Source organism: Isoptericola sp. BMS4, from assembly GCF_011634835.1.
GTDB lineage: Bacteria > Actinomycetota > Actinomycetes > Actinomycetales > Cellulomonadaceae > Isoptericola.
In genome coordinates this window covers 3,546,768-3,566,678 of record NZ_SIRP01000001.1, presented here as the reverse complement: position 1 = coordinate 3,566,678, position 19,911 = coordinate 3,546,768, and the positions used below count along the sequence as shown (strand labels likewise).

Here is a 19,911-nt window from a genome sequence, read left to right as displayed (position 1 = left end):
CGGGATGTCCACTCCCACCGTCGTCGCCGTCGTCGTGTCGTTCAACCGGGCCGAGCTGCTCGGCGCGGCGCTCGACGCGCTCGCCGCCCAGACCCGGCCGGTCGACCGCGTCGTCGTGGTCGACAACGCGTCGACCGACGACGCCCTCACGGTGGCGCGCGAGCACCCGAGCGGCCCCGAGGTCGTCGCGCTCCAGCGCAACACCGGCGGGGCGGGCGGGTTCGCCGTCGGCCTGGCGACTGCCGTCGCCGACCTCGGCGCCGACCTGGTCTGGCTCATGGACGACGACACCGTGCCCACGCCCACGGCGCTCGCCCATCTGCTCGGTGCCCGCGACGCCTACGACGGCGACGTCACGGCGCTGGCGAGCCGCGTCGTGTGGACCGACGGCAGCGACCACCCGATGAACACGCCCCGGACCCGGCCCGGCACGTCGCCCGCCGAGCTGCACCGGGCGCGCGCCGCTGGCGCGGTGCCCGTGCGCTCCATGTCCTTCGTGTCGATGCTGGTGGACGCCGGCGCGGTGCGGCGCCTCGGCCTGCCCGTGGCGGACTTCTTCATCTGGAACGACGACTTCGAGTTCTCGACCCGTGTGCTGCGCCGCGGGACCGGCCTCTACGTGCCGGGCAGCGTCGTCGAGCACCGCACGGCCCGCCTCGTGGGCACCGACCACGACCCGGGACCGCGGTTCTACTACGAGGTGCGCAACAAGGTCTGGACGTTCACGCGCTCGGACGCGCTGGGCGTCGGGGAGCGGCTGCTCTACGGCGGGTCGACGCTGCGGCGCTGGGTGCGCACGTTCGCGCGCTCGCAGGGCCGCGGCACGCTGCTGCGGGCCGGTGGCCGTGGCCTGTGGCACGGCGTCGTGCGCCGCCCCCGCGCCGACACCGAGGTGCTGGCCGGCGTTGGCCCCGCCGCGCTGAGCGTCGCGCGCCTGGAGACCGGCACGGAGACCGGGCACGACCTTCCGGCCGCGGCCCCCGCCGTCCGGCCGGCCCCGGCCGCCGGGGCGGGTGTGGCGGGTGGCGTCCTCGACGACCACCGCTTCTCCGTGCTGCTCCCCGTGTACGCGGGGGACGACGCCGCGCACCTCGAGCGCGGCTTCCTGTCCGTCACCCGCGAGCAGACGCTGCGCCCCGACGAGGTCGTGGTGGTGCGCGACGGGCCCGTCGGCACCGACGTCGCCGCGGTGCTCGCCCGCCTCCACGAGCTCACCGACGTGCCGGTGACGCTCGTGCCGCTGGAGCGCAACGTCGGGCTGGCGCGCGCGCTCGAGGCCGGCCTGGAGGCGTGCAAGCACGAGATCGTGGCCCGTGCCGACGCCGACGACATCTCGCGCCCGGAGCGGTTCGCCGTCCAGGTGCCGTTGGTGGCGGCCGGGCACGACATCGTGGGCTCGGCCATCCAGGAGTTCGACGACGACGAGACCGACCCCGGCATGGTGCGGGTGCCGCCCACGGGCGAGGAGATCGCCACCGCGGCCCGGTTCCGCGACCCGTTCAACCACCCGTCGGTCGTGTACCGCCGCTCGGCGGTCGCCGGGGCGGGCGGCTACGAGCACCTCGACCTCATGGAGGACTACCTCCTGTTCGCCCGGATGATTGCCGCGGGTGCCGAGGCGGAGAACGTCACCGAGCCCCTGGTGCTCTACCGGGTGGGCGCGGGGGCGTACGCCCGCCGCGGCGGGCGCCGCCTCCTGGCCTCCGAGCTCGCGCTGCAGCGCACCCTCCACTCGGAGGGGTTCCTCACCGGGCCGCAGATGGTGCGCAACGTCGTGGTGCGGGCGGGCTACCGCGTCGTGCCCGAGCGGGTGCGCAAGGTGGGCTACCGCACGTTCACCCGCCTGCGCGGCGGGTACGTCCCCGACTGAACACCCCCCGGACCGTCCCCACCCTCACCAGGAGGCATCCCCATGACCGACCTCGTCGTCGTCGGCACCGGCCTGTTCGGCCTGACCGTCGCCGAGCGGATGGCCGCGCGCGGGCGCAAGGTCCTCATGATCGACCGTCGTGACCACGTCGGCGGCAACGCGTACAGCGAGACCGACCCGGCCACCGGCATCGAGGTCCACCGGTACGGGGCGCACCTGTTCCACACCTCGAACGAGCGGGTGTGGGAGTACGTCAACCGGTTCACGTCGTTCACGTCCTACACCCACCGCGTGTACACCACGCACCGCGGCGAGGTGTTCCCCATGCCGATCAACCTCGGCACGATCAACCAGTTCTTCCGCTCCGCCCACGGGCCGGACGCCGCCCGGGCGCTGGTGCGCGAGCAGGCCGCGGAGCTCGGCGGCAAGCGGCCGGAGAACCTCGACGAGCAGGGCGTCTCCCTCATCGGGCGCCCGCTGTACGAGGCGTTCATCAAGGGCTACACGGCCAAGCAGTGGCAGACCGACCCGACCGAGCTGCCGGCGTCGATCATCTCCCGCCTGCCGGTGCGGTACACGTACGACAACCGGTACTTCAACGACACCCACGAGGGCCTGCCCACCGACGGGTACACCGCGTGGCTGGAGCGGATGGCGGACCACCCGAACATCGAGGTGCGGCTCTCCACGGACTTCTTCGACGACGCCCAGCCGGTGAGCAAGAAGGCCGCGGTGGGGCAGGTGCCGGTCGTGTACACCGGCCCGGTGGACCGCTACTTCGACGACGCCGAGGGCGAGCTGAGCTGGCGCACCCTGGACTTCGAGCGCGAGGTGCTGCCGGTCGGGGACTTCCAGGGCACGCCGGTGATGAACTACGCGGACACCGACGTCCCGTACACCCGCATCCTCGAGTTCCGGCACTTCCACCCGGAGCGCGAGTACACGGGCGACAAGACCGTCGTCGTGCGGGAGTACTCCCGGTTCGCCGAGCGCGGCGACGAGCCGTACTACCCCGTCAACACCCCCGCCGACCGCGAGCGGCTCAAGCGCTACCGCGAGCTGATGGCGGGGGAGCCGCAGGTGTTCTTCGGCGGCCGCCTCGGCACCTACCAGTACCTCGACATGCACATGGCGATCGGCTCCGCCCTGTCGATGGTGGACAACAGGCTCACCTGACCCGCACGGTCACTCCAGGACTCCCGCGGTCCGCAGCTCGCGCAGGAGGTACGGGGTCAGCGTCCGGGTGAACGTCGTCGTGAGGTGGCTGGAGTCCCGGTAGACGTTGACGCCGCCGATGACCGACGGGCAGCGGCCGTCGGCGCAGTAGTACCGCGTCATGTCCACGTACGTGGCGCCGTCCACGGCCTCGGCGGCCGCCTTGAACGTGTCGTCGAAGGGGAAGGCCTCGGCCGTCGAGACATCGCAGCTGTCGGGCCGCACGGACGACTCCTCCTCCAGGCACCGGGACGGCTGGAAGTCGTGCCACGGGTTGTCGGACAGCGCGACGACCGGCACGCCGGCCTCGGTGACGGGGCGCCAGGCCGCGGCCATCTCGCCGGTCTTCCGGTCGGCGTCGCCGGAGATCATCTTGAGGTAGGCGGTCGTCACGACGACGTCGGTGTCAGCGGTGTGCTCCTCCAGCCACGGCTGGAGCCGGCCCTTCCACTCCTCGCAGGTGTCGGCGCGCTTCTCGTCCCCGGTGCTCACCGCGCCGGTCGTCCAGGCGCACCCCGACTTGAGGTGCGCGGTCAGGCTGATCCGGCCCTGCCGCGCGAGCTCGAGGAACGCCGGCAGCATGGCGCGGGCGTGGGAGTCGCCCACGAGGGCGACGTGCGGGACGTCCGGATCGTCGACCGGGCCGAAGCTGCAGTCGCGCAGGTCGCTCTCGTAGACGTCGACCCAGCACTCCGGGTGCTCGGCGACGTCGTCCTCGGTCGCTTCCGGCGCGGGGACGAGGAGGCCGTCGAGGTCGGGGTTGTGGCAGGGGTCCTCGGGGTCCATCGCGGCGGCGCCGAGGCAGTCGGGCGGATCGGTGGCGACCTGCCGCGCGATCTGCTCCTGCTCCGCGACCCGGTGCTTCGCCACGCCGAGGCCGCAGCCCGCGGCGAGGGCGAGGACGACGGTGCTGGCGGCCGTGAGGCCGAGCACCCTGCGCGTGCGGTGCAGGTCCCAGCGCCGGGCGAAGCGGACCGGGTCCTCGACGTAGCGCTTGGTGAGCGCCGACAGCAGGACGGCGCCTGCGAGCAGGAGCACCCGCTCGACCAGGCCTGGATCATGGCCGAGCGCGAAGGGCGCGAACACGATGACGGGCCAGTGCCACAGGTAGAGCGAGTACGAGATGCCGGCCGTGTACCGGACAGGTCGCCACCCGAGCAGCGGCGCGGGGGAGAGGCGTCCGGCCGGCGTCCCCGCCCAGATCACGGCCGCGGCGGCGAGCACGGGACCGAGCGCGGCCGTGCCCGGGAAGGGCGTGCCGGCGTCGTAGAGCAGCGCGCACGCCAGGATCGCGGTGAGGCCGGACCAGCTCACCGCCGTGCGGACGCCGTCGCCGAGGACCGGCCGGCGGTCCGGGCGGGCGAGCAGGAGGGCGAGCAGCGCGCCCGCGCCGAACTGCCAGGCGCGCGTCGGCGTCACGAAGTACGCCGGCGCCGGGTTCTCCACCGTGAGCCACAGGGAGTACGCGAACGAGGCGAGGGTCGCCGTCGCGAGGACGACGCCGGTGGTCGCGCGCGTGGAGCGGCGGACGCGGACCGCGACGGCGGCGGAGGCGAGCACGAGCAGCGGCCACACCAGGTAGAACTGCTCCTCCGTCGACAGCGACCAGTAGTGCTGCACCGGCGAGGGGTCGGCCTCGGCGGCCAGGTAGTCGACGGCGTCGGCGGCGAGCACCCAGTTCTCCGCGTAGAGCGTGGCGCCGAGGATCTCGCGGAACCACTGCTGCCACAGGGCGGGCGGGGCGACCAGCAGGGTCGCGGCGACCGTGACGGCGACGACGAGGTAGGCGGCGGGCAGCAGCCGCCGGGCCCGCCGGGCCCAGAACCGGCCGAGCCGGACACCGCCGGTGGACTCGGCCTCGCGCAGCAGGTGGCCGGTGATGAGGAAACCGGAGATCACGAAGAAGACGTCGACGCCGACGTAGCCGCCCGGGACGCGGCCGGGCCAGAGGTGGAAGAGGACCACGAGCGCGACGGCGAGCGCGCGCAGGGCCTGGATCTCGCCGCGGAGTGCGCGCGGCTGGCCGTCGGTGGGGCGGTGCGCCGGGGGGCGCCGCGGAGACGGAGGACATGCGCGATCACGTATCCGGTGCCGGGGTCGGGGACGCCGTCCTGCCGGGTCGGTGCCGGGGTGGGCGGCGGCCGATCGAGGAAGGTCACGGTACGGTAACGGCTCCCCGGGTGACCTGTGCAAACGCTGGACGACCCCGCGCGTGTCGGCGCCACCCCGCACGTGTGGGGGCCTGCCGGCCGCGGTCGGGGGCAGGATGGGACGTGAGGCCGCTCACCCCGCGGCCCGGCACGGTCCCCGTGGCTCACGAGGCCACCGACGAAGAGGTTGACGATGACCACCGCACTGCCCCTGCCCGCATACGACCACGAGCGCGTGGAGGTGGTGACGGGGCGGCGCAGCGGCCTGGTCGTCGTCGTCGCGCTCCACTCGTCCGCCCTCGGCTCCGCGATCGGCGGCGCCCGGGTCTGGACCTATCCCCGCTGGGGCGACGCCCTGGGTGACGCGCTGCGCCTCTCCGCCGCCATGACGCGCAAGAACGCGGTCGCCGGGCTGGACTCCGGTGGTGGCAAGTCGGTGATCGCGCTGGAGCCCGGCACGCGGCTCGACGGCGACCGGCGGCGCGCCGCGTTCCTCGACCTCGGCGACGCCGTGGACCTCCTGGGCGGGCTGTACCGCACCGCGGAGGACGTCGGCAGCGGCACGGCGGACATGCTCGTCGTGCGGGAGCGCACCGAGCACGTTGTGGGCCTGCCGACGGGCGCCGGGGGAGCGGGCGACCCCTCGGGCGCCACGAGTCTCGGCGTGCTCGAGTCGATCCGGGCCACGCTCGAACGCGTCACGGGCTCCCCGGACCTGGCGGGCCGGCACGTCGTGGTCGCCGGCCTCGGGCACGTGGGCGGCCAGCTCGCGGCCCGGCTGCACCGGGCGGGCGCCCGGCTGACAGTCACGGACATCGACCCGGCGAAGCAGGGGCTCGCCCGCGAGCTCGGCGCGACCTGGGTGGAGCCCGGCACGGAGCACCTCGTGCCCGCGGACGTCTTCGCCCCCGCCGGCGTGGGCGGCGTCCTCACCGGAGAGGTGATCGACACGCTCGCCGCCGCGGCGGTGTGCGGCCCGGCGAACAACCCGCTGGCGGACCACGACGGCGCGGCCAGGCTCGCCGCCCGGGGGATCCTCTATGCCCCCGACTTCGTCGTGAACGCCGGCGGTGTCATCTACCTCGACCTGGAGTCGAAGCGCCTCGGCACGCACGACGAGATCATGGCCCGCGTCGCGGGCGTCGGGGACACCGTCCGCGGCGTCTTCGACGCCGCGGAGCGCCGGGGCGTCACCCCGCTGGAGGCGGCCGACGGTCTCGCCGCGGACCGGCTCGCGGCAGTCCCGGCACCGGTGGCACCGCCGGCGGGCGCGGCGCCGACGGCCGTCCCGGTCGCGTAGCTCAGGGCACCCAGGCGCAGACGACGTGCGCGGTGCCGTCCACCGTCAGCGCCCCGGCGGCGTCGGGGACGACGCACGACTCGCCGCGGCGCAGCGTGACGTCCCCGGCGGCGGTGAGCAGCCGCGCCTCGCCGTCCAGGGCCAGGACGATCCGCGGCCCGCTCGCGGCGAGCCCCACAGGGTCGCCGTCGACGACGTCGGCGAACGTCAGCGCGAACTCGTCGACGGGGGCCCGGTAGGTGGTCACGACGCTGTCGGCGCCGGTCACGGTCGTCTCGGGCCGCGCGGGCGGGCGGGGCGCGAACGAGGCGCACTCCAGCAGTGCGCCGGCGTCGACGTGCTTGGTGGTCAGCCCGGCGCGCAGCACGTTGTCCGACGCCGCCATGATCTCGACGCCGAGGCCGGAGAGGTAGGCGTGCACCTCGCCCGCCGGGACGAACATCGCCTCGCCCGGCTCCAGCGTGACGCGGTTGAGCAGCAGGGAGACCAGCGCGCCGGGGTCGCCGGGGTGCTGCTCCGCGAGGGTCAGCACGGTCGCGTCGGCCCGCGCGGTGGCGGCCGGCCGGGCCGGGTCGGCGTGCCGCGCGGCGACCGAGGCGACGGCCTCGGCGACGTCGGCGGCGCAGGTGGGCGAGGTGCGGGCGGCGACCAGGCGCTCGGTCGCGGCCCGCACGCCCGCCGTCGACGAGGTGCCGTCCAGGATCGTGCGGAGGTCGTCCACGAGCCTGCCGCCGAGGCCGTCGAGCAGGGCGCGCACGGACCGCGGGCTGCGGAACCCGGCGAGCGCCTCGAACGTGCTCAGCGCGACGATCATCTCCGGCTTGTGCTGCTCGTCGTGGAACGAGCGGCGGGGGTCCCCGGCGGGCAGGCCGGCCCGCGTCTCCCGGTGGTACCCGGCGCGCGCCAGGTGGGGGCGCGGGTGCACCTGCAGGGACAGCGCCCGCTCCGCGGCGAGCACCTTGAGCAGGAACGGCAGGCGGGGGCCGAACCGGTCCGACACGCGGGTGCCGAGCACCGTGCCGGGGTCCGCCTGCACGAGCTCGGCGAGCGAGCGCCCCCCGGCCCCCCGCAGCCCCGACGGCGCGCCCGGGTGGGCGCCGAGCCACAGCTCCGCGGCCGGTCGGCCGTCGGGCGCGCGGCCGAGCAGCTCGGGGATGAGCGTGGGTGATCCCCAGTCGTAGTCGCGCACCGGGTTGTCGAGCCGGTGGACCAGGCCCGTGCGCGAAGTTTGCCGAATGTTCATCGTCATGTCATCGCCTTGTCGTCGACATTTCTCGGTGTACTCCGGTGTGGCCGGGGGCGCCATTCGTCAGAGTGGTTCCGGCGAGGAGCGGAACGACATGTCGCGCGCGGCGACGGTGTCGGGTGCGGGCCGGTCGAGCGGGTCGTCGGGGTCGCCGTCCGGCGCGTTCGGCACCGTCCGACAGCACCATCAAAGGGCACGAACAATGGTCGACGGGACCATCCGGCGAGGGTGTCGAAGAATGTTCACCGGGCCGCAGTCGAATGTTCTCCCGCAGTTACCGCAACGGCGTCGGGTTCGTCGTGTCGGGCTCTTAGTGTCAGCCCCATGAACGACATCCACTCGAGTGGTGGCGCGCTGGTCGTAATCCCCGCTCGCGGAGGTTCCGCCGGGATCCCGCTCAAGAACCTCCAGCGGGTCGGGGGCACCACGCTCGTGGCCCGCGCCGTGGCCGCCGCGCTCGCCGCGCCCTCGGTCACCGAGGTCGCGGTCTCCACGGACCACCCCGACATCGCCGGCGAGGCCGCCGCGGCCGGCGCCCGCGTCGTCGAGCGGCCAGCCGCCATCGCCGGGGCCACCGCCAGCTCGGAGTCCGCCGTCCTGCACGCCGTGGACGCCGTGGCCGACGGCGGCCCCGAGCCGGCGGTCACCGTGCTGCTGCAGGCGACGTCCCCCTTCATCGATCCGGACGACCTCGACGCCGCCGTGCGCCGCGTGGCCGCCGGGGAGCACGACGTCGTCGTCGCGGTCGCGCCCACCCACGACTTCCAGTGGCGCCTCGACGGCGACGTCCCCTCGCCCGTCGGCCACACCACCGACCACCGCCCCCGCCGCCAGGACCGCGCCCCGCACTTCCGCGAGACCGGCGCCTTCTACGTGATGCGCACGGCCGGGCTGCGGGACGCCGGTACCCGGTTCTTCGGCTCCGTGGGGCTGCAGCCCGTCGACCCGGACCGGGCGCTGGAGATCGACGAGCCGCGCGACCTGTGGCTCGCCCAGGAGCTCGCGCGTCCGGCGGCGACGACGGCGGCCGACGCGCCGATCGACGCCGACGCCCTCGTCACCGACTTCGACGGCGTGCACACCGACGACGCCGCCTACGTCAGCCAGGACGGGACGGAGAGCGTGCGCGTGCACCGCGGCGACGGCATGGGCGTGGCCCTGCTGCGCCGCGCCGGCGTGCCGATGCTCATCCTGTCGACCGAGACCAACCCCGTCGTCGCGGCCCGCGGCCGCAAGCTCGGCGTCGACGTGCGGCACGGCGTCGACGACAAGGCGACCGCGCTGCGCGACTGGTGCGCCGAGAACGACCTCGACCCCGCGCGGGTGGCGTACGTCGGCAACGACGTCAACGACCTTCCCGCCCTGACCCTCGTCGGCTGGCCCGTGGCCACCGCCGACGCCCACCCGCAGGTGCAGGACGCCGCGCGCGTCGTCCTGGCCCGCCCGGGCGGCCACGGCGCCGTCCGAGAAGCGTGCGACCGCGTCCTCGCGGCCCGTCGCGCCGACCCCGCGGGCCCGCCCGCACGCCCCGTCACCCGAAAGGACATCCCCATGACCGCGACGAACGAGACCCCCGCGACCGTGCAGATCGGCGACCACGAGGTCGGCGCCGGCCGGCCCGTGTACGTCATCGGCGAGATCGGCATCAACCACAACGGCGACGTCGAGAACGCCAAGAAGCTCATCGACGTCGCGGCCGAGGCCGGCTGCCAGGCGGTGAAGTTCCAGAAGCGCACCCCGGAGATCAGCACCCCCAAGGACCAGCGGGACAAGATCCGCCAGACGCCCTGGGGCGAGATGACCTACCTGGAGTACAAGTACAAGGTCGAGTTCGAGCACGAGCAGTACACCGAGATCGACCAGTACGCGAAGTCCCGGGGCATCCAGTGGTTCGCGTCCCCGTGGGACGCGCCCTCGGTGGCGTTCCTCGAGGAGTTCGGCGTGCCCACGCACAAGATCGCGTCGGCGTCGGTGACCGACCACGAGCTGCTGCGGGCGCTCGCGGACACCGGCAAGCCGATGATCCTGTCGACCGGCATGTCGACGCTGGAGCAGATCGACGCGGCCGTGGGGATCCTCGGCACCGACGACCTGGTGATCCTGCACTCCACCTCGACGTACCCGCTGCCTCCCGAGGAGGCCAACCTGCGCACGATCGGCACGCTGCAGGAGCGGTACGGCGTGCCCGTCGGCTACTCGGGCCACGAGACGGGCCTGCAGATCTCGCTGGCCGCGGTCGCGCTCGGCGCCGTCGCCGTCGAGCGCCACATCACCCTGGACCGGGCGATGTGGGGCTCCGACCATGCCGCCTCGCTCGAGCCGAAGGGCCTGACGAACCTCGTGCGCGACATCCGGATCCTCCAGGACGCCCTGGGCGACGGCGAGAAGCGGGTCATGCCGGGCGAGCTCGCGCCGATGTCGCGCCTGCGCCGCGTCGACGCCTGACGGACCGCGGATGCTGGACAGGCGACCCAGGCGGCCGGCGGTGTCGGTCGTGGTCCCCGCCCGGGACGCGGCCGCGCACCTGCCCGACGCGTTCGGCAGCCTGGCGCGCCAGGGCCCCGGGGGCGGCGACCTCGGTGACGACCTCGAGGTCGTCGTCGTCGACGACGGCTCGGTGGACGACACCGCCGAGGCGCTCGAGGACGCCGGCTCCCGCCTGGCCCGGCTGGACGTCGCGCGGCACCCCGTGCCGCGCGGCGTCTCCGCGGCGCGCAACCACGGGGTGCGCCGCGCCACCGGCCGGTGGGTGACGTTCCTCGACCCCGACGACTGGTTCTACCCGGGCCACCTCGCGGCCATGCTGCGCAGCGCGGACCGGCACGCGGGCAGCGCCGGCGGCGTGGACTTCCTCGTCTGCGACCAGGTGCGGGCCCGGGGCAGGGACCGGCGGGTCGTGCGGGCCCCCGAGCCGCGCCGCGAGGCGGTGCTCGACCCGCGCACGGGCATCATGCCGACCACCCGCAGCACGCTGGTCAACTACGTGCAGGTCTCCAGCCGGTTCCTGTCCCGCCGGGTCGTGGACGACGGGCTGGCGGTCTTCGACGAGGACCTGCCGACGGCGGAGGACCGGGAGTGGGCGTGGCGCCTGCTCCTCGGGACCAGCGCGTACGCGGTCGCCGACTCCCCGGGGTACGTGTACCGGCGGCAGGTGGCCGGGTCCCTCACCGACATCGGCGACGCCCGGCAGCTCGGGTTCCTCGCCGCGTACGACGCCGTCCTCGACCGGCTGCGTGCCGCCGGCCTGCCCGAGTACGAGCCCAAGGCCCTGCGCGACGTGCTGGTGGTGCTCCACCATCACGTGCGGCGTCGCGGCGCCTATCCGGACGACGTGCGGGCGCAGATGGTCACACGGGCCAACGCGCTCGTGTCCCGGTTCGACCGGGACGTCGTCGTCGCCCAGGCCGCCCGGATCGGCCACGACCGGGCGGCCGCCGTCCGACGCCAGGGAGTCCACCTGTGACGGTCCAGATCATCACCGCCTCGACGCTCTTCGGGGCCGCCTCCGTGGCGGCCGCGTGGGACGCGGGCGTGCTGCCGCGGCGCGAGCGCACGCTGCTGGTGGTGCAGAACAACGTGCCCGTGCCGGAGGCGCACCCCGCGTTCGCCGACGGGCCGGGCTTCGCGCCGCTGCGCGCGCGCTTCGACGACGTCGTGGCGTGGAACGACGTGGTGGCGCCGTACCACCCCCAGCAGTGGTCGCCGCGCGAGCAGGACGTGCCGCTGTGGCAGCGGCTGCTGCGCGAGCGCTGGGGCCTGGGCGACGAGCCGCTGGAGCTGGTCGGGGAGTCCGTCGCGACGTCCCCGACGTCGGCGCTGGTGCGCATCTTCTCCGGCGCGGCGGTGACGGTGTACGCGGACGGGCTCATGGTCTACGGGCCCACCCGGTCCCGGCTGCCGTTCGAGGTCGGCGGCCGGATCGAGCGGCTGGTGCACCTGGACCTGCTGCCCGGCGTGCGCCCGTCCCTGCTCGCGGAGTGGGACGTGCCGACCGCGGTCGTGCCGGGCGAGGCGTTCCGCAAGGTCGTGGCGGGCCTCGGCGCGGCCGACGACGACCCGCTCGTGTCCCGCCTGCCCGGGCCGGGCTCCTACGCCCTGCTCCTGGGGCAGTACCTGTCGGCGATCGGCCTCGTCACCCCCGAGGAGGAGGCGGCGCTGCACCGCACCATGGTGCGCACCGCGGCCGACCGTGGCTTCACGGACGTGGTGCTCAAGCCGCACCCGTCGGCGCCGCGTCAGGGCACGGCGGACCTCGCGGAGCACGCCCGCACGCTCGGCGTGACCCTGCGCACGGCCCCGCCCGGCGTCCTCGCCGAGCAGGTCTTCGAGGCCGCGGCGCCCGGGCTCGTGGTCTCCTGCTTCTCGACGGCGCTCGCGACGGCGTCCGCGGTCTTCGGGCTGCCGACGGCGAGCGTCGGCACGGCGATGCTCCTCGACCGCCTGGAGCCGTACGAGAACAGCAACCGGGTGCCGGCCGTCGTCGTGGACGCCCTCGACCGGGCCGACGGGCCGTGGCGGGACCCGGAGCGCCTGCAGCGGCTGGTCCGCGCGGTGTCGTACTGCCAGCAGCCGCGCCACCTGGCGCGGTTCCGCGCGCCGACGGAGGATCTGCTCGGCGAGCTCGACGACGCCGAGGTGCGGCTGTGGTTCCGCCGCAGGCGGCTCACCGCGCTGGGCCTGCCCGGCGGCTTCGGGCTCTCGCCGTGGCGGTCGTCGCGGCTCCTGGCCGTCGCGGACCGGCTGGACCGCCGCACCGGGGGCGCGCTGCGCCGCCTGGCCCGCGGCCGGTACGCCCGTGCCGGGGAGGACGTGCGGGCCGCCATGGGGGCCGTGGAGAGCCGCCGTGGCTGAGGCGACGGTCGGCCGGCGGACGGGCACGGGGGAGCGGCCCACCCCCGGCACCGGGGCGGTGGAGCGGAGCGTCGCCGTCTTCGTCGTCGCGTGCGTGCGCGACGAGGAGGCGTACCTCGCCGAGGCGGTCGCGTCCGTGCTGGCGCAGGACTACACCGGGCCGCTGCGGCTGGTGCTCGCCGTCGGGCCCTCGCACGACGGCACCGCGCGGGTGGCCGAGCGCCTGGCCGCCGCCGACGAGCGTGTGGTGGTCGTGGACAACCCCACGGGCTCGCGGTCGATCGGTCTCAACCTGGCGATCGAGCGCACCGGCGCCCTGCGGGACGGCGCCCCCGGGGTGGCGGGGCCGGCCGGCGAGGACGTGCTCCTGCGCGTCGACGGGCACACGGTGCTGCCGGCCGACTACGTCCGCCGGTGCGTGGCGACGCTGGAGCGCACGGGCGCCGTCGCCGTCGGCGGTCTCATGCACCCGGTCGGGACGACGCCGGTGCAGCGGGCGGTCGCGCGCGCGATGAGCCACCCGGCGGGGATCGGCGCGGCGTCGTTCCACGTGGGTGGCAAGGCCGGCCCGTCCGAGACGGTCTACCTCGGGGCGTTCCGCCGCGGGGCCGTCGAGGCCGTCGGCGGCTACGACCCGTCGCTGGTGCGCGCCGAGGACTGGGAGCTGTGCCTGCGGCTGCGCCGGGCGGGCGGGCTGCTCTGGTTCGACCCCGCGCTCGTCGTGACGTACCGCCCGCGGCGGACGCTGCGCGCCGTCGCCAAGCAGTTCTGGCGCACCGGCATGTGGCGCCGGGAGGTGATCCGCCGGGACCGCACGACGGCGAGCGCGCGCTACCTCGCCCCGCCCGCCCTGGTCCTGGGACTGGGGGCCTCGGCGGCCGCCGTCGCGGCGGGCCTCCTGGTGGCTCTGCCGGCGCTCGCGCTGCTCGGGGCGGTCGTTCCTCTCCTGTACGGGCTGGGCGTCCTGGCGGCGACGGCGCACGCCGCCGTCCGCCGTCCGGCGCTCGCACCGGGGGAGGCGCTGGTGCTGCCGGTGGTGATCGTCGTCATGCACCTGGCGTGGGGCGCGGGGTTCGTGCGAGGCCTCACCGCCCGCGCCGTGGCCGACCATCGCGCGTAGCCGACCTGCCCGAACGCTGTGGGTACGAAGATGGCGTGGGATCCGAGGGATCCCACGCCATCTTCGTACCCACAACGGGTTCAGGTGAGGGCGGCGGGGACGGCGGAGCGCAGCACCGTCCAGCCGTGCCGCTTCCACGACCACGGGGAGACCGTGCGCTCGGGCAGGGTGCCGGCACGGGCGCGCTCGGTCAGCCGGGCGACGACGGCGGGAACCTGCGACGCGTCGTCGTGCAGGTAGTGCTCCGCGCACCAGGCGGGGTCCGGCACCGGACCCCCGGCCCGCAGCGACGCCGCGACCTCGTCGAGGTGCAGCAGGCAGCCCGAGCCGGCGAACGGCGGGTTCAGCAGCTCGGGCCCGACGCCGAAGTCCGCGAGGAACACCGTGGGCAGGCTGAGCGCCAGGGACTCGAGCGCGGCGGTCGAGCTCACCGTGAGCAGCGCGGTGCCCGGGGTGAGGAAGCCGCTCATCGGACCCGTCGCGAAGCGCAGCGTCCCCGCGGCGTGGCCGAGGCGGCGGTGCTCGGCGGCCCACAGCGCGTCGAGCGGGTGGGCCTCGTTGTGCGTCTGCCGCTCCCCGGAGCGGGCGCGGAGCTTGACGACCACGTCGAGGCCGCCCGACGAGAGGCGGGCAATCCCGTCCAGCAGGTGCACGCGGTCCGACCAGGCCGACGGCACCTTGGCCTGGGCGGCGAGCACGGCCCGCCGGACCCTCGGGGCGGGGCGCGCGCGGTCGCCGACGCCGGGCAGGCCCGGCAGGAGCCCGGCCCCCGGGGCGTGCTCACCGTCGCCGTGCGGTGCCCGGGCGAGGAAGGGCAGGCGGGTGAGCGCCAGCTCGGGCGTCGCCCCGTGGGCCGCGAACGCGGCGGCGTACGGCGCGCGCTCGACCCTCGCGTGCACGAGGAACGCGTCGCACCACCGCCGCCACCCGGTGCCCGGTTCCGTGGCCGGCAGGGCCATCCCGGGCAGGCCGGCCACCAGGGCCGGCCGGTGCGGCGCCGTGGCGCCGACGACGTGCCGCGCGACCAGCTCGGCGACCGGGCCGGTCGCGGCGACGAGCACGACGTCCGGGCGCGCCCGGCGCGCCAGCCGCCGCACCGCGGCGGGTGAGAGTACGGGCGGCAGCGGCAGCCCGGTGCCGGTGACCGCGGCCGCCGCCTGCTCGGGCGTCGGGGCGATGGGTGAGCGCACCACCACGGCGGACACCTGCGGGACGTCCGTCCGCCCCGCGGCGGCGTCGTCGCGCAGCCGGGCCAGCGTCCACACGGCCCACTTCAGGTACGAGTCCGAGTCGGCGACGGCCAGGACCCGGGGGGCGCTCATGCGCGCGCCGGCGACATCGTGCCGTCGCCCGCGGGGTCCAGGCGCGCCGGCGCGGGCGCGGCCGGGCGGGCGCGGAGCGCGAGGTCGCGCGCCGTGCCCAGGTGCTCCCGCAGCGCGTCGTCGACCCGCCCCGTCCACCACTCGGCGGGGACCGCGTGCGGCACGACGCCCACGCCCGCCGGGGCGAGGAGCCGCGTCAGCGTGATCGCGGACGTCGACGGCAGCGACACGACGCGCTGCCCGGCCCGCATGCCGCGCAGGCGGACCTCCACGGGGGCGCCCGGGGCGTCGACCGTGACGCCCGGCAGCCGTTCCAGGAGCGCCGTGACCAGCGGGTCGTGGCGGCGGTGCGGCAGGTAGCGCACCGGGCCGTCGGCGGCGATCCCGCGGATCCACGCGGCGTACCGGTCGGCGTGCACCAGCCCGTCGGCGACGAACGCGGAGCCGACCACGACCGTGTCCTCGGCGGGAGCCTCGGGGCGCGGACGCGACCGCAGCCACTCGAAGCCGTGCGTCTCGACGTGCACCCCGAGCGCGCGCAGGCCGGTGACCAGCGGGGCCGGCAGCGGCAGCGTCGTGCACAGCACCACGCGGCCCCCGCGCGCCAGGCGGCGCAGGCGGCGCCCGGCCAGCGCGCCCAGCCCCAGGCGCAGGGGGTCCGGCAGGGTGCCCGGCCGCACGAGGGGGGCGGACGAGACCAGGCGGCGGGCGAGGTCGAGGGTGGCGAGGCCGTCGTCGACGACGACGAGCCGCCGCGGCGGGCGCGGCGCCCGGACGAGCGCGGACTGGAAGGCCCCCGAGAACGCGTCGCCGACGGTCACGACACCGTCCGGCAGCCGCCGGGGCGGCGGGCCGACGACCGCGTCGAGCCCGTCGGGGAGCCCGAGCGCCTCGACGGTCGACACCGTCGCGGCGAGGGTGGCCACGTCGGCACGGGCACGCACCAGCGTGCGCGCGTCGCCGTGCCCGGCGGCGTGGGCCTCCACGGCGCACAGCAGCTGCAGCGGGGACTCGACGACGGCGGTCGCGGTGGGCCTGGTCACGGCGTCATGCTCGCACCGGCGTCGGGCGGTGCGGCGACGTGCCGGCGACGGGGGGACGACGCCTGGGTGACGGGTCGGTGAACACGTGCCGGTGCCGCGGCCTCCCGCAGCGCGCGGGTGTGGCTCGGTACGATCGCACGGTGCCCACGACGTCCGGACACCGCCCCACGGTCTCGTTCCCTGCCGGGACCCACGCCGCCGCGACCTGGACCGTCCCGGCGGCCTACGGCGGGATGACGTCGGCCCTGCTGCGGCGGTCGCGCGCCTTCGCCCGCGAGGCCGGTGTCGACGTGCGCGTGCTGACCTTCGACCCCCTGCTGGACGTCGCGGCGGCCCGCTCCGACCTCGAGGCGCGCGGCGAGCTCGTGCCGGGCGTGACGCTGCACAACGTCTGGGAGGACGTCCGGGCGCTGTCCGACGACGAGATCGCGCCGCCGCCGGGCGCGGTCGCCCTGGACCTCCCGTCCGCCGGCCCCGGCGAGATCGTCCGCGTGGAGGGCGACGGCGAGGACGGTGCCGGGGCGGAGGACGAGGACGCGGGGGAGAGCGACTCCTCCGCCCGCAGGATCCTGCACTTCCGCGCGGACGGCACGCTCGCGGCCGCGGACGAGCGCAGGGCGCTCGTGCGGCGGATCACGACGTACACGCGCGGCGGCCGCGCCGGACGGTCGTGGACGTCGGCGTTCGCGCTGTACCGCGCGTGGGTCGACGTCGTGCTGCCGGTCAGGCCGGGCTTCGTGATCGTGGACAGCAAGACGATGGTGGAGTTCTTCGCGGCGCTGCGGAGCAGGCACACCTCCGTGCTGCACCTGGTGCACGGGGCCCACCTGGCCGCCCGCGCGACCGACGCCCACGGCCCGCTCACGGTCGCCCGCACGCCGATGGTCGAGCACGTCGACGACTTCGACGGCGTCGTGTTCCTCACGCAGGGGCAGCGGGCGGACGTCCTGGAGCGCGTCGGCCCGCGCGACAACACGTACGTCGTGCCGAACAGCACGGACCTCCCGGCCGGGCCGACCCCCGACCGCCCTGAGGGCCACCGCGGAGCGGTGCTCGCGAGCCTGAACGGGCGCAAGCGCGTCGCCCACGCGATCGACGCCGTGCGCCGCGCGCGGGAGGCCACGGGCCTGGACGTGGGCCTGGACGTCTTCGGCGACGGCCCGAACCGCGAGCGGCTGGAGGCGAAGGCCGCGAAGGTCCCGGGCGTGGTGCTGCACGGCTTCGTCCGCGGCGCCGCGGACCGGCTGGCCGAGGCGTCGTTCCTCCTCCTCACGAGCCGTGCGGAAGGGCTCCCGCTCGTCTTCGCGGAGGCGATGTCGCGCGGCTGCGTCCCGATCGCCTACGACATCAGGTACGGGCCCGCCGACATCATCACGGACGGCGTCGACGGGTTCCTCGTGCCCGACGGCGACGTGGACGCCCTCGCGGCGGCGATCGAACGCTTCGTCCGGCTCGACGCCCAGGCCGTGCGCCGGATGCGCCGGGCCGCGGTCGCCACGGCGCAGGGGTACTCGGACGCCGCGGTCGTGGCCCGGTGGGCCGACGTCCTGGCCGACGTCGCCCGGCGGCGCCCGCGGCGCGGTGCGGGGCGGGGCGCGACGTCGCTCACCGCGCCGCGCTCCCCGGCAGACGCGCTCCCGCCGCAGGGCCTGCGGCGCCTGGCCGGTATGCTGCGACGCGCCCCCCGCTGACGCGACCACGACGTTCTGGAGACCCATGCATGCCACACCCCGGGGCGCCACGTTGCGGCGCCGCCTCAGGTCCGCCGGCGGGCGGGTGATCCGCCGGCTGGGGCTCCTTCCCGGGGGGATGCCGGACCGGCTGGGGGAGGACGCCGCGCTGCTGGGGACGTCCTGGCCGTACGAGGTGATCGTCTACTTCGCGGACACCCCCGAGGCGCTGTACCAGATCGAGCAGTGGTACGACACCTTCCGGGCGCTGGACGCCGAGCACCGGGTGGTCGTCGTGGCGCAGGACTCGCGCACCGCCCGCGCGCTGCGCCGGGACAGCGGCCTGGACGTGCGCACCGTCGCGCACTACACGACGCTCGACGACGTGCTGGGCCGCTCGGCGACGAAGCTCGCGCTGTACGTCAACCACAACCCGGAGAACTTCAGCTGCCTGCGCTTCGGCGACCTGGTGCACGCCTCGTTGATGCACGGTGACAGCGACAAGCTCGTGACCGTCTCCAACCAGACCAAGGCGTACGACTTCTCGTTCGTCGCCGGGCAGGCCGCCGTCGAGCGGATGGCGCGGTTCTCCACCCTGTACGACGCGCACGCCCGCTGCGTGCCGGTGGGACGCCCGCAGCTCGACGACCAGCTGCGGCTGCGGGCGGACACCCCGCGCGGACCGCTGCCGACCGTGCTGTACGCGCCCACCTGGGAGGGCGGGCAGCCGTCCGCGGAGTACGGCACCGTCGCCACCCACGGCCTGGCGGTCGTCCGCGCGCTCGTGTCCTCGGGCCGTTACCGCGTGCTGTACCGGCCCCACCCGCTGACCGGGGTGCGCGACGCCGCGTACGGCGACGCGGACGCGGCGATCCGGGACTACCTGGCCTCCGCGCCGGCGCCGGCGGAGGGCCTGGCGCACGGGACGGACACGCACCGGGACGTCGGCCCCGCCTTCGCGGCGGCCGACCTGCTCGTGTGCGACGTCTCGGGCGTGGCGATGGACTGGCTGGCCACGGGGGCGCCGCTCGTCGTCACCCGGCCGAGCACGGAGGCCGTCATCGCGACGAGCCCGCTGCTCGAGCTCGCGCCGGCGCTGCCGGCCGGCGCGGTGGACGCCGTCGTGGCGCTGGTCGACCGCGAGCTGGGCGAGGACCCGACCCGGGACGAACGGCTCCGGCTGCGGGAGCACTATCTTGGCGACACGACGCCTGGTGCGTCGACGCGCCGCTTCATCGACGCCTGCGAACGCCTCATGGCGGTCCGGGACGGGGAGATCGCGCGCATCGCGGAGGAACGGGCCGGAGGCGCAGCGACGTCCGGCGGACCGGCCGACAGGTCGACGGACAAAGAGAGAGGAATGCGATGAGCATCCAGACAGTGATCCTGGCGGCGGGGATGGGGACCCGGCTGGGCCGGCCGCACCCCAAGCCGCTCACGGAGCTCCGCGACGGGCGGACGATCCTGGCCCAGCAGCTGGGGAACCTGCGCTCGGTGTACGGCCGCGAGGCCGAGGTCCTGGTCGTCGTGGGCTTCAAGCTCGAGATGATCCTCGAGGCGGCGCCCGACGTGACGTACGCCTACAACGAGGTGTACGACCAGACGAACACGTCGAAGTCCCTCATGCGGGCGCTGCGGGTCACGGGTGACCGGGGCGTGCTCTGGATGAACGGCGACGTCGTCTTCCACCCGGACGTGCTGCGCCGCGTGCAGCCGCTGATCGACGAGGGGCGCTCGTTCGTGTGCGTCAACACGTCGTCGGTGGGCGACGAGGAGGTCAAGTACACGGTCGACGACGACGGGCACATCGCCGAGCTGTCGAAGACGGTCCAGGGAGCCCTCGGCGAGGCCGTCGGGATCAACTACGTGGCGCCGGCGGACAAGGCGAAGCTGCTCGAGCGGTTGGCCGAGGTCGACGACCAGGCGTACTTCGAGCGCGGCGTCGAGCTCGCGATCGAGAACGACGGCCTCAAGGTCGTGCCGGTGGACATCTCCGACCTGTACGCGGTCGAGGTGGACTTCGCGGAGGACCTGGAGCGCGCGAACCAGGAGCTCTGACGACGGGTACCGAGCCCGCCGTGCCGCCCACCGACGAGGGGCGGCCCGGCGGGCTCCGTCGTGCAG

The 19,911-nt window shown here is 75.5% G+C and carries 14 protein-coding genes and 1 pseudogene; 11 read left to right on the top strand and 4 right to left on the bottom strand.

The features are described from left to right. Positions 1–4 precede the first annotated feature (4 nt). Together EYB28_RS16040 and glf are read left to right on the top strand one after the other, a co-directional pair. A complete protein-coding gene (locus tag EYB28_RS16040; protein ID WP_166849889.1) occupies positions 5–1,870 on the top strand; it encodes a glycosyltransferase in 1,866 nt (621 codons plus the stop codon). Positions 1,871–1,912: 42 nt separating this feature from the next. Further along, on the top strand, positions 1,913–3,046 hold the full coding sequence (glf, locus tag EYB28_RS16035) for a UDP-galactopyranose mutase (RefSeq protein WP_166849887.1): 1,134 nt from the start codon (positions 1,913–1,915) through the stop codon (positions 3,044–3,046). Between the two features lie 9 nt (positions 3,047–3,055). Here glf and EYB28_RS16030 read toward each other — a convergent pair whose 3' ends face one another. Further along, on the bottom strand, positions 3,056–5,317 hold the full coding sequence (locus EYB28_RS16030) for an acyltransferase family protein (RefSeq protein ID WP_255461543.1): 2,262 nt from the start codon (positions 5,315–5,317) through the stop codon (positions 3,056–3,058). A 111-nt stretch (positions 5,318–5,428) separates the two neighbouring features. Here EYB28_RS16030 and EYB28_RS16025 point away from each other — a divergent pair, with 111 nt between their 5' ends. Further along, a complete protein-coding gene (locus EYB28_RS16025; protein ID WP_166849882.1) occupies positions 5,429–6,535 on the top strand; it encodes a Glu/Leu/Phe/Val dehydrogenase family protein in 1,107 nt (368 codons plus the stop codon). Between the two features lies 1 nt (position 6,536). Here EYB28_RS16025 and manA read toward each other — a convergent pair whose 3' ends face one another. After that, positions 6,537–7,784: a mannose-6-phosphate isomerase, class I gene (manA, locus tag EYB28_RS16020; RefSeq protein WP_240930596.1), complete on the bottom strand. Its 1,248-nt coding sequence runs from the start codon at positions 7,782–7,784 to the stop codon at positions 6,537–6,539. A gap of 321 nt (positions 7,785–8,105) precedes the next feature. Here manA and EYB28_RS20165 point away from each other — a divergent pair. The 5 genes and pseudogenes from EYB28_RS20165 to EYB28_RS16000 form a co-directional block, all read left to right on the top strand. Continuing rightward, positions 8,106–9,161: pseudogene (locus EYB28_RS20165) on the top strand (cytidylyltransferase domain-containing protein); the annotation flags it as partial. 171 nt (positions 9,162–9,332) lie between these two features. Continuing rightward, positions 9,333–10,226, top strand: coding sequence for an N-acetylneuraminate synthase family protein (locus tag EYB28_RS20160; RefSeq protein WP_205711053.1), 894 nt, complete (start codon positions 9,333–9,335; stop codon positions 10,224–10,226). A gap of 10 nt (positions 10,227–10,236) precedes the next feature. Next, positions 10,237–11,244, top strand: a complete 1,008-nt coding sequence (locus tag EYB28_RS16010; protein WP_166849877.1) for a glycosyltransferase family 2 protein — start codon at positions 10,237–10,239, stop codon at positions 11,242–11,244. Then, positions 11,241–12,632 (top strand): polysialyltransferase family glycosyltransferase, encoded by a 1,392-nt coding sequence (locus tag EYB28_RS16005; RefSeq protein WP_205710943.1) that lies wholly within the window; start codon positions 11,241–11,243, stop codon positions 12,630–12,632. Before EYB28_RS16010 ends, EYB28_RS16005 begins: the two co-directional genes overlap by 4 nt. After that, entirely contained in the window at positions 12,625–13,752 is a 1,128-nt protein-coding gene (locus tag EYB28_RS16000; protein ID WP_240930595.1) for a glycosyltransferase family 2 protein, read from the top strand. The genes EYB28_RS16005 and EYB28_RS16000 overlap by 8 nt, the downstream gene beginning before the upstream one ends. 80 nt (positions 13,753–13,832) lie before the next feature. Here the strand turns inward: EYB28_RS16000 and EYB28_RS15995 are convergent, their stop codons facing one another. After that, a complete protein-coding gene (locus EYB28_RS15995; RefSeq protein WP_166849875.1) occupies positions 13,833–15,074 on the bottom strand; it encodes a DUF6716 putative glycosyltransferase in 1,242 nt (413 codons plus the stop codon). Then, positions 15,071–16,117, bottom strand: a complete 1,047-nt coding sequence (locus EYB28_RS15990; RefSeq protein WP_166849873.1) for a hypothetical protein — start codon at positions 16,115–16,117, stop codon at positions 15,071–15,073. The genes EYB28_RS15995 and EYB28_RS15990 overlap by 4 nt, the downstream gene beginning before the upstream one ends. Positions 16,118–16,257: 140 nt before the next feature. On the opposite strand from EYB28_RS15990, the gene EYB28_RS15985 reads away from it, so the two are divergent. Genes EYB28_RS15985 through EYB28_RS15975 form a run of 3 tightly spaced genes read left to right on the top strand, consistent with a single transcriptional unit; the run spans position 16,258 to position 19,845 of the window. After that, a complete protein-coding gene (locus tag EYB28_RS15985) occupies positions 16,258–17,808 on the top strand; it encodes a glycosyltransferase (protein ID WP_166849871.1) in 1,551 nt (516 codons plus the stop codon). A gap of 25 nt (positions 17,809–17,833) precedes the next feature. Further along, a complete protein-coding gene (locus EYB28_RS15980) occupies positions 17,834–19,156 on the top strand; it encodes a CDP-glycerol glycerophosphotransferase family protein (RefSeq protein WP_166849868.1) in 1,323 nt (440 codons plus the stop codon). Then, positions 19,153–19,845 (top strand): NTP transferase domain-containing protein, encoded by a 693-nt coding sequence (locus EYB28_RS15975; RefSeq protein WP_166849865.1) that lies wholly within the window; start codon positions 19,153–19,155, stop codon positions 19,843–19,845. The genes EYB28_RS15980 and EYB28_RS15975 overlap by 4 nt, the downstream gene beginning before the upstream one ends. Positions 19,846–19,911: the final 66 nt, after the last annotated feature.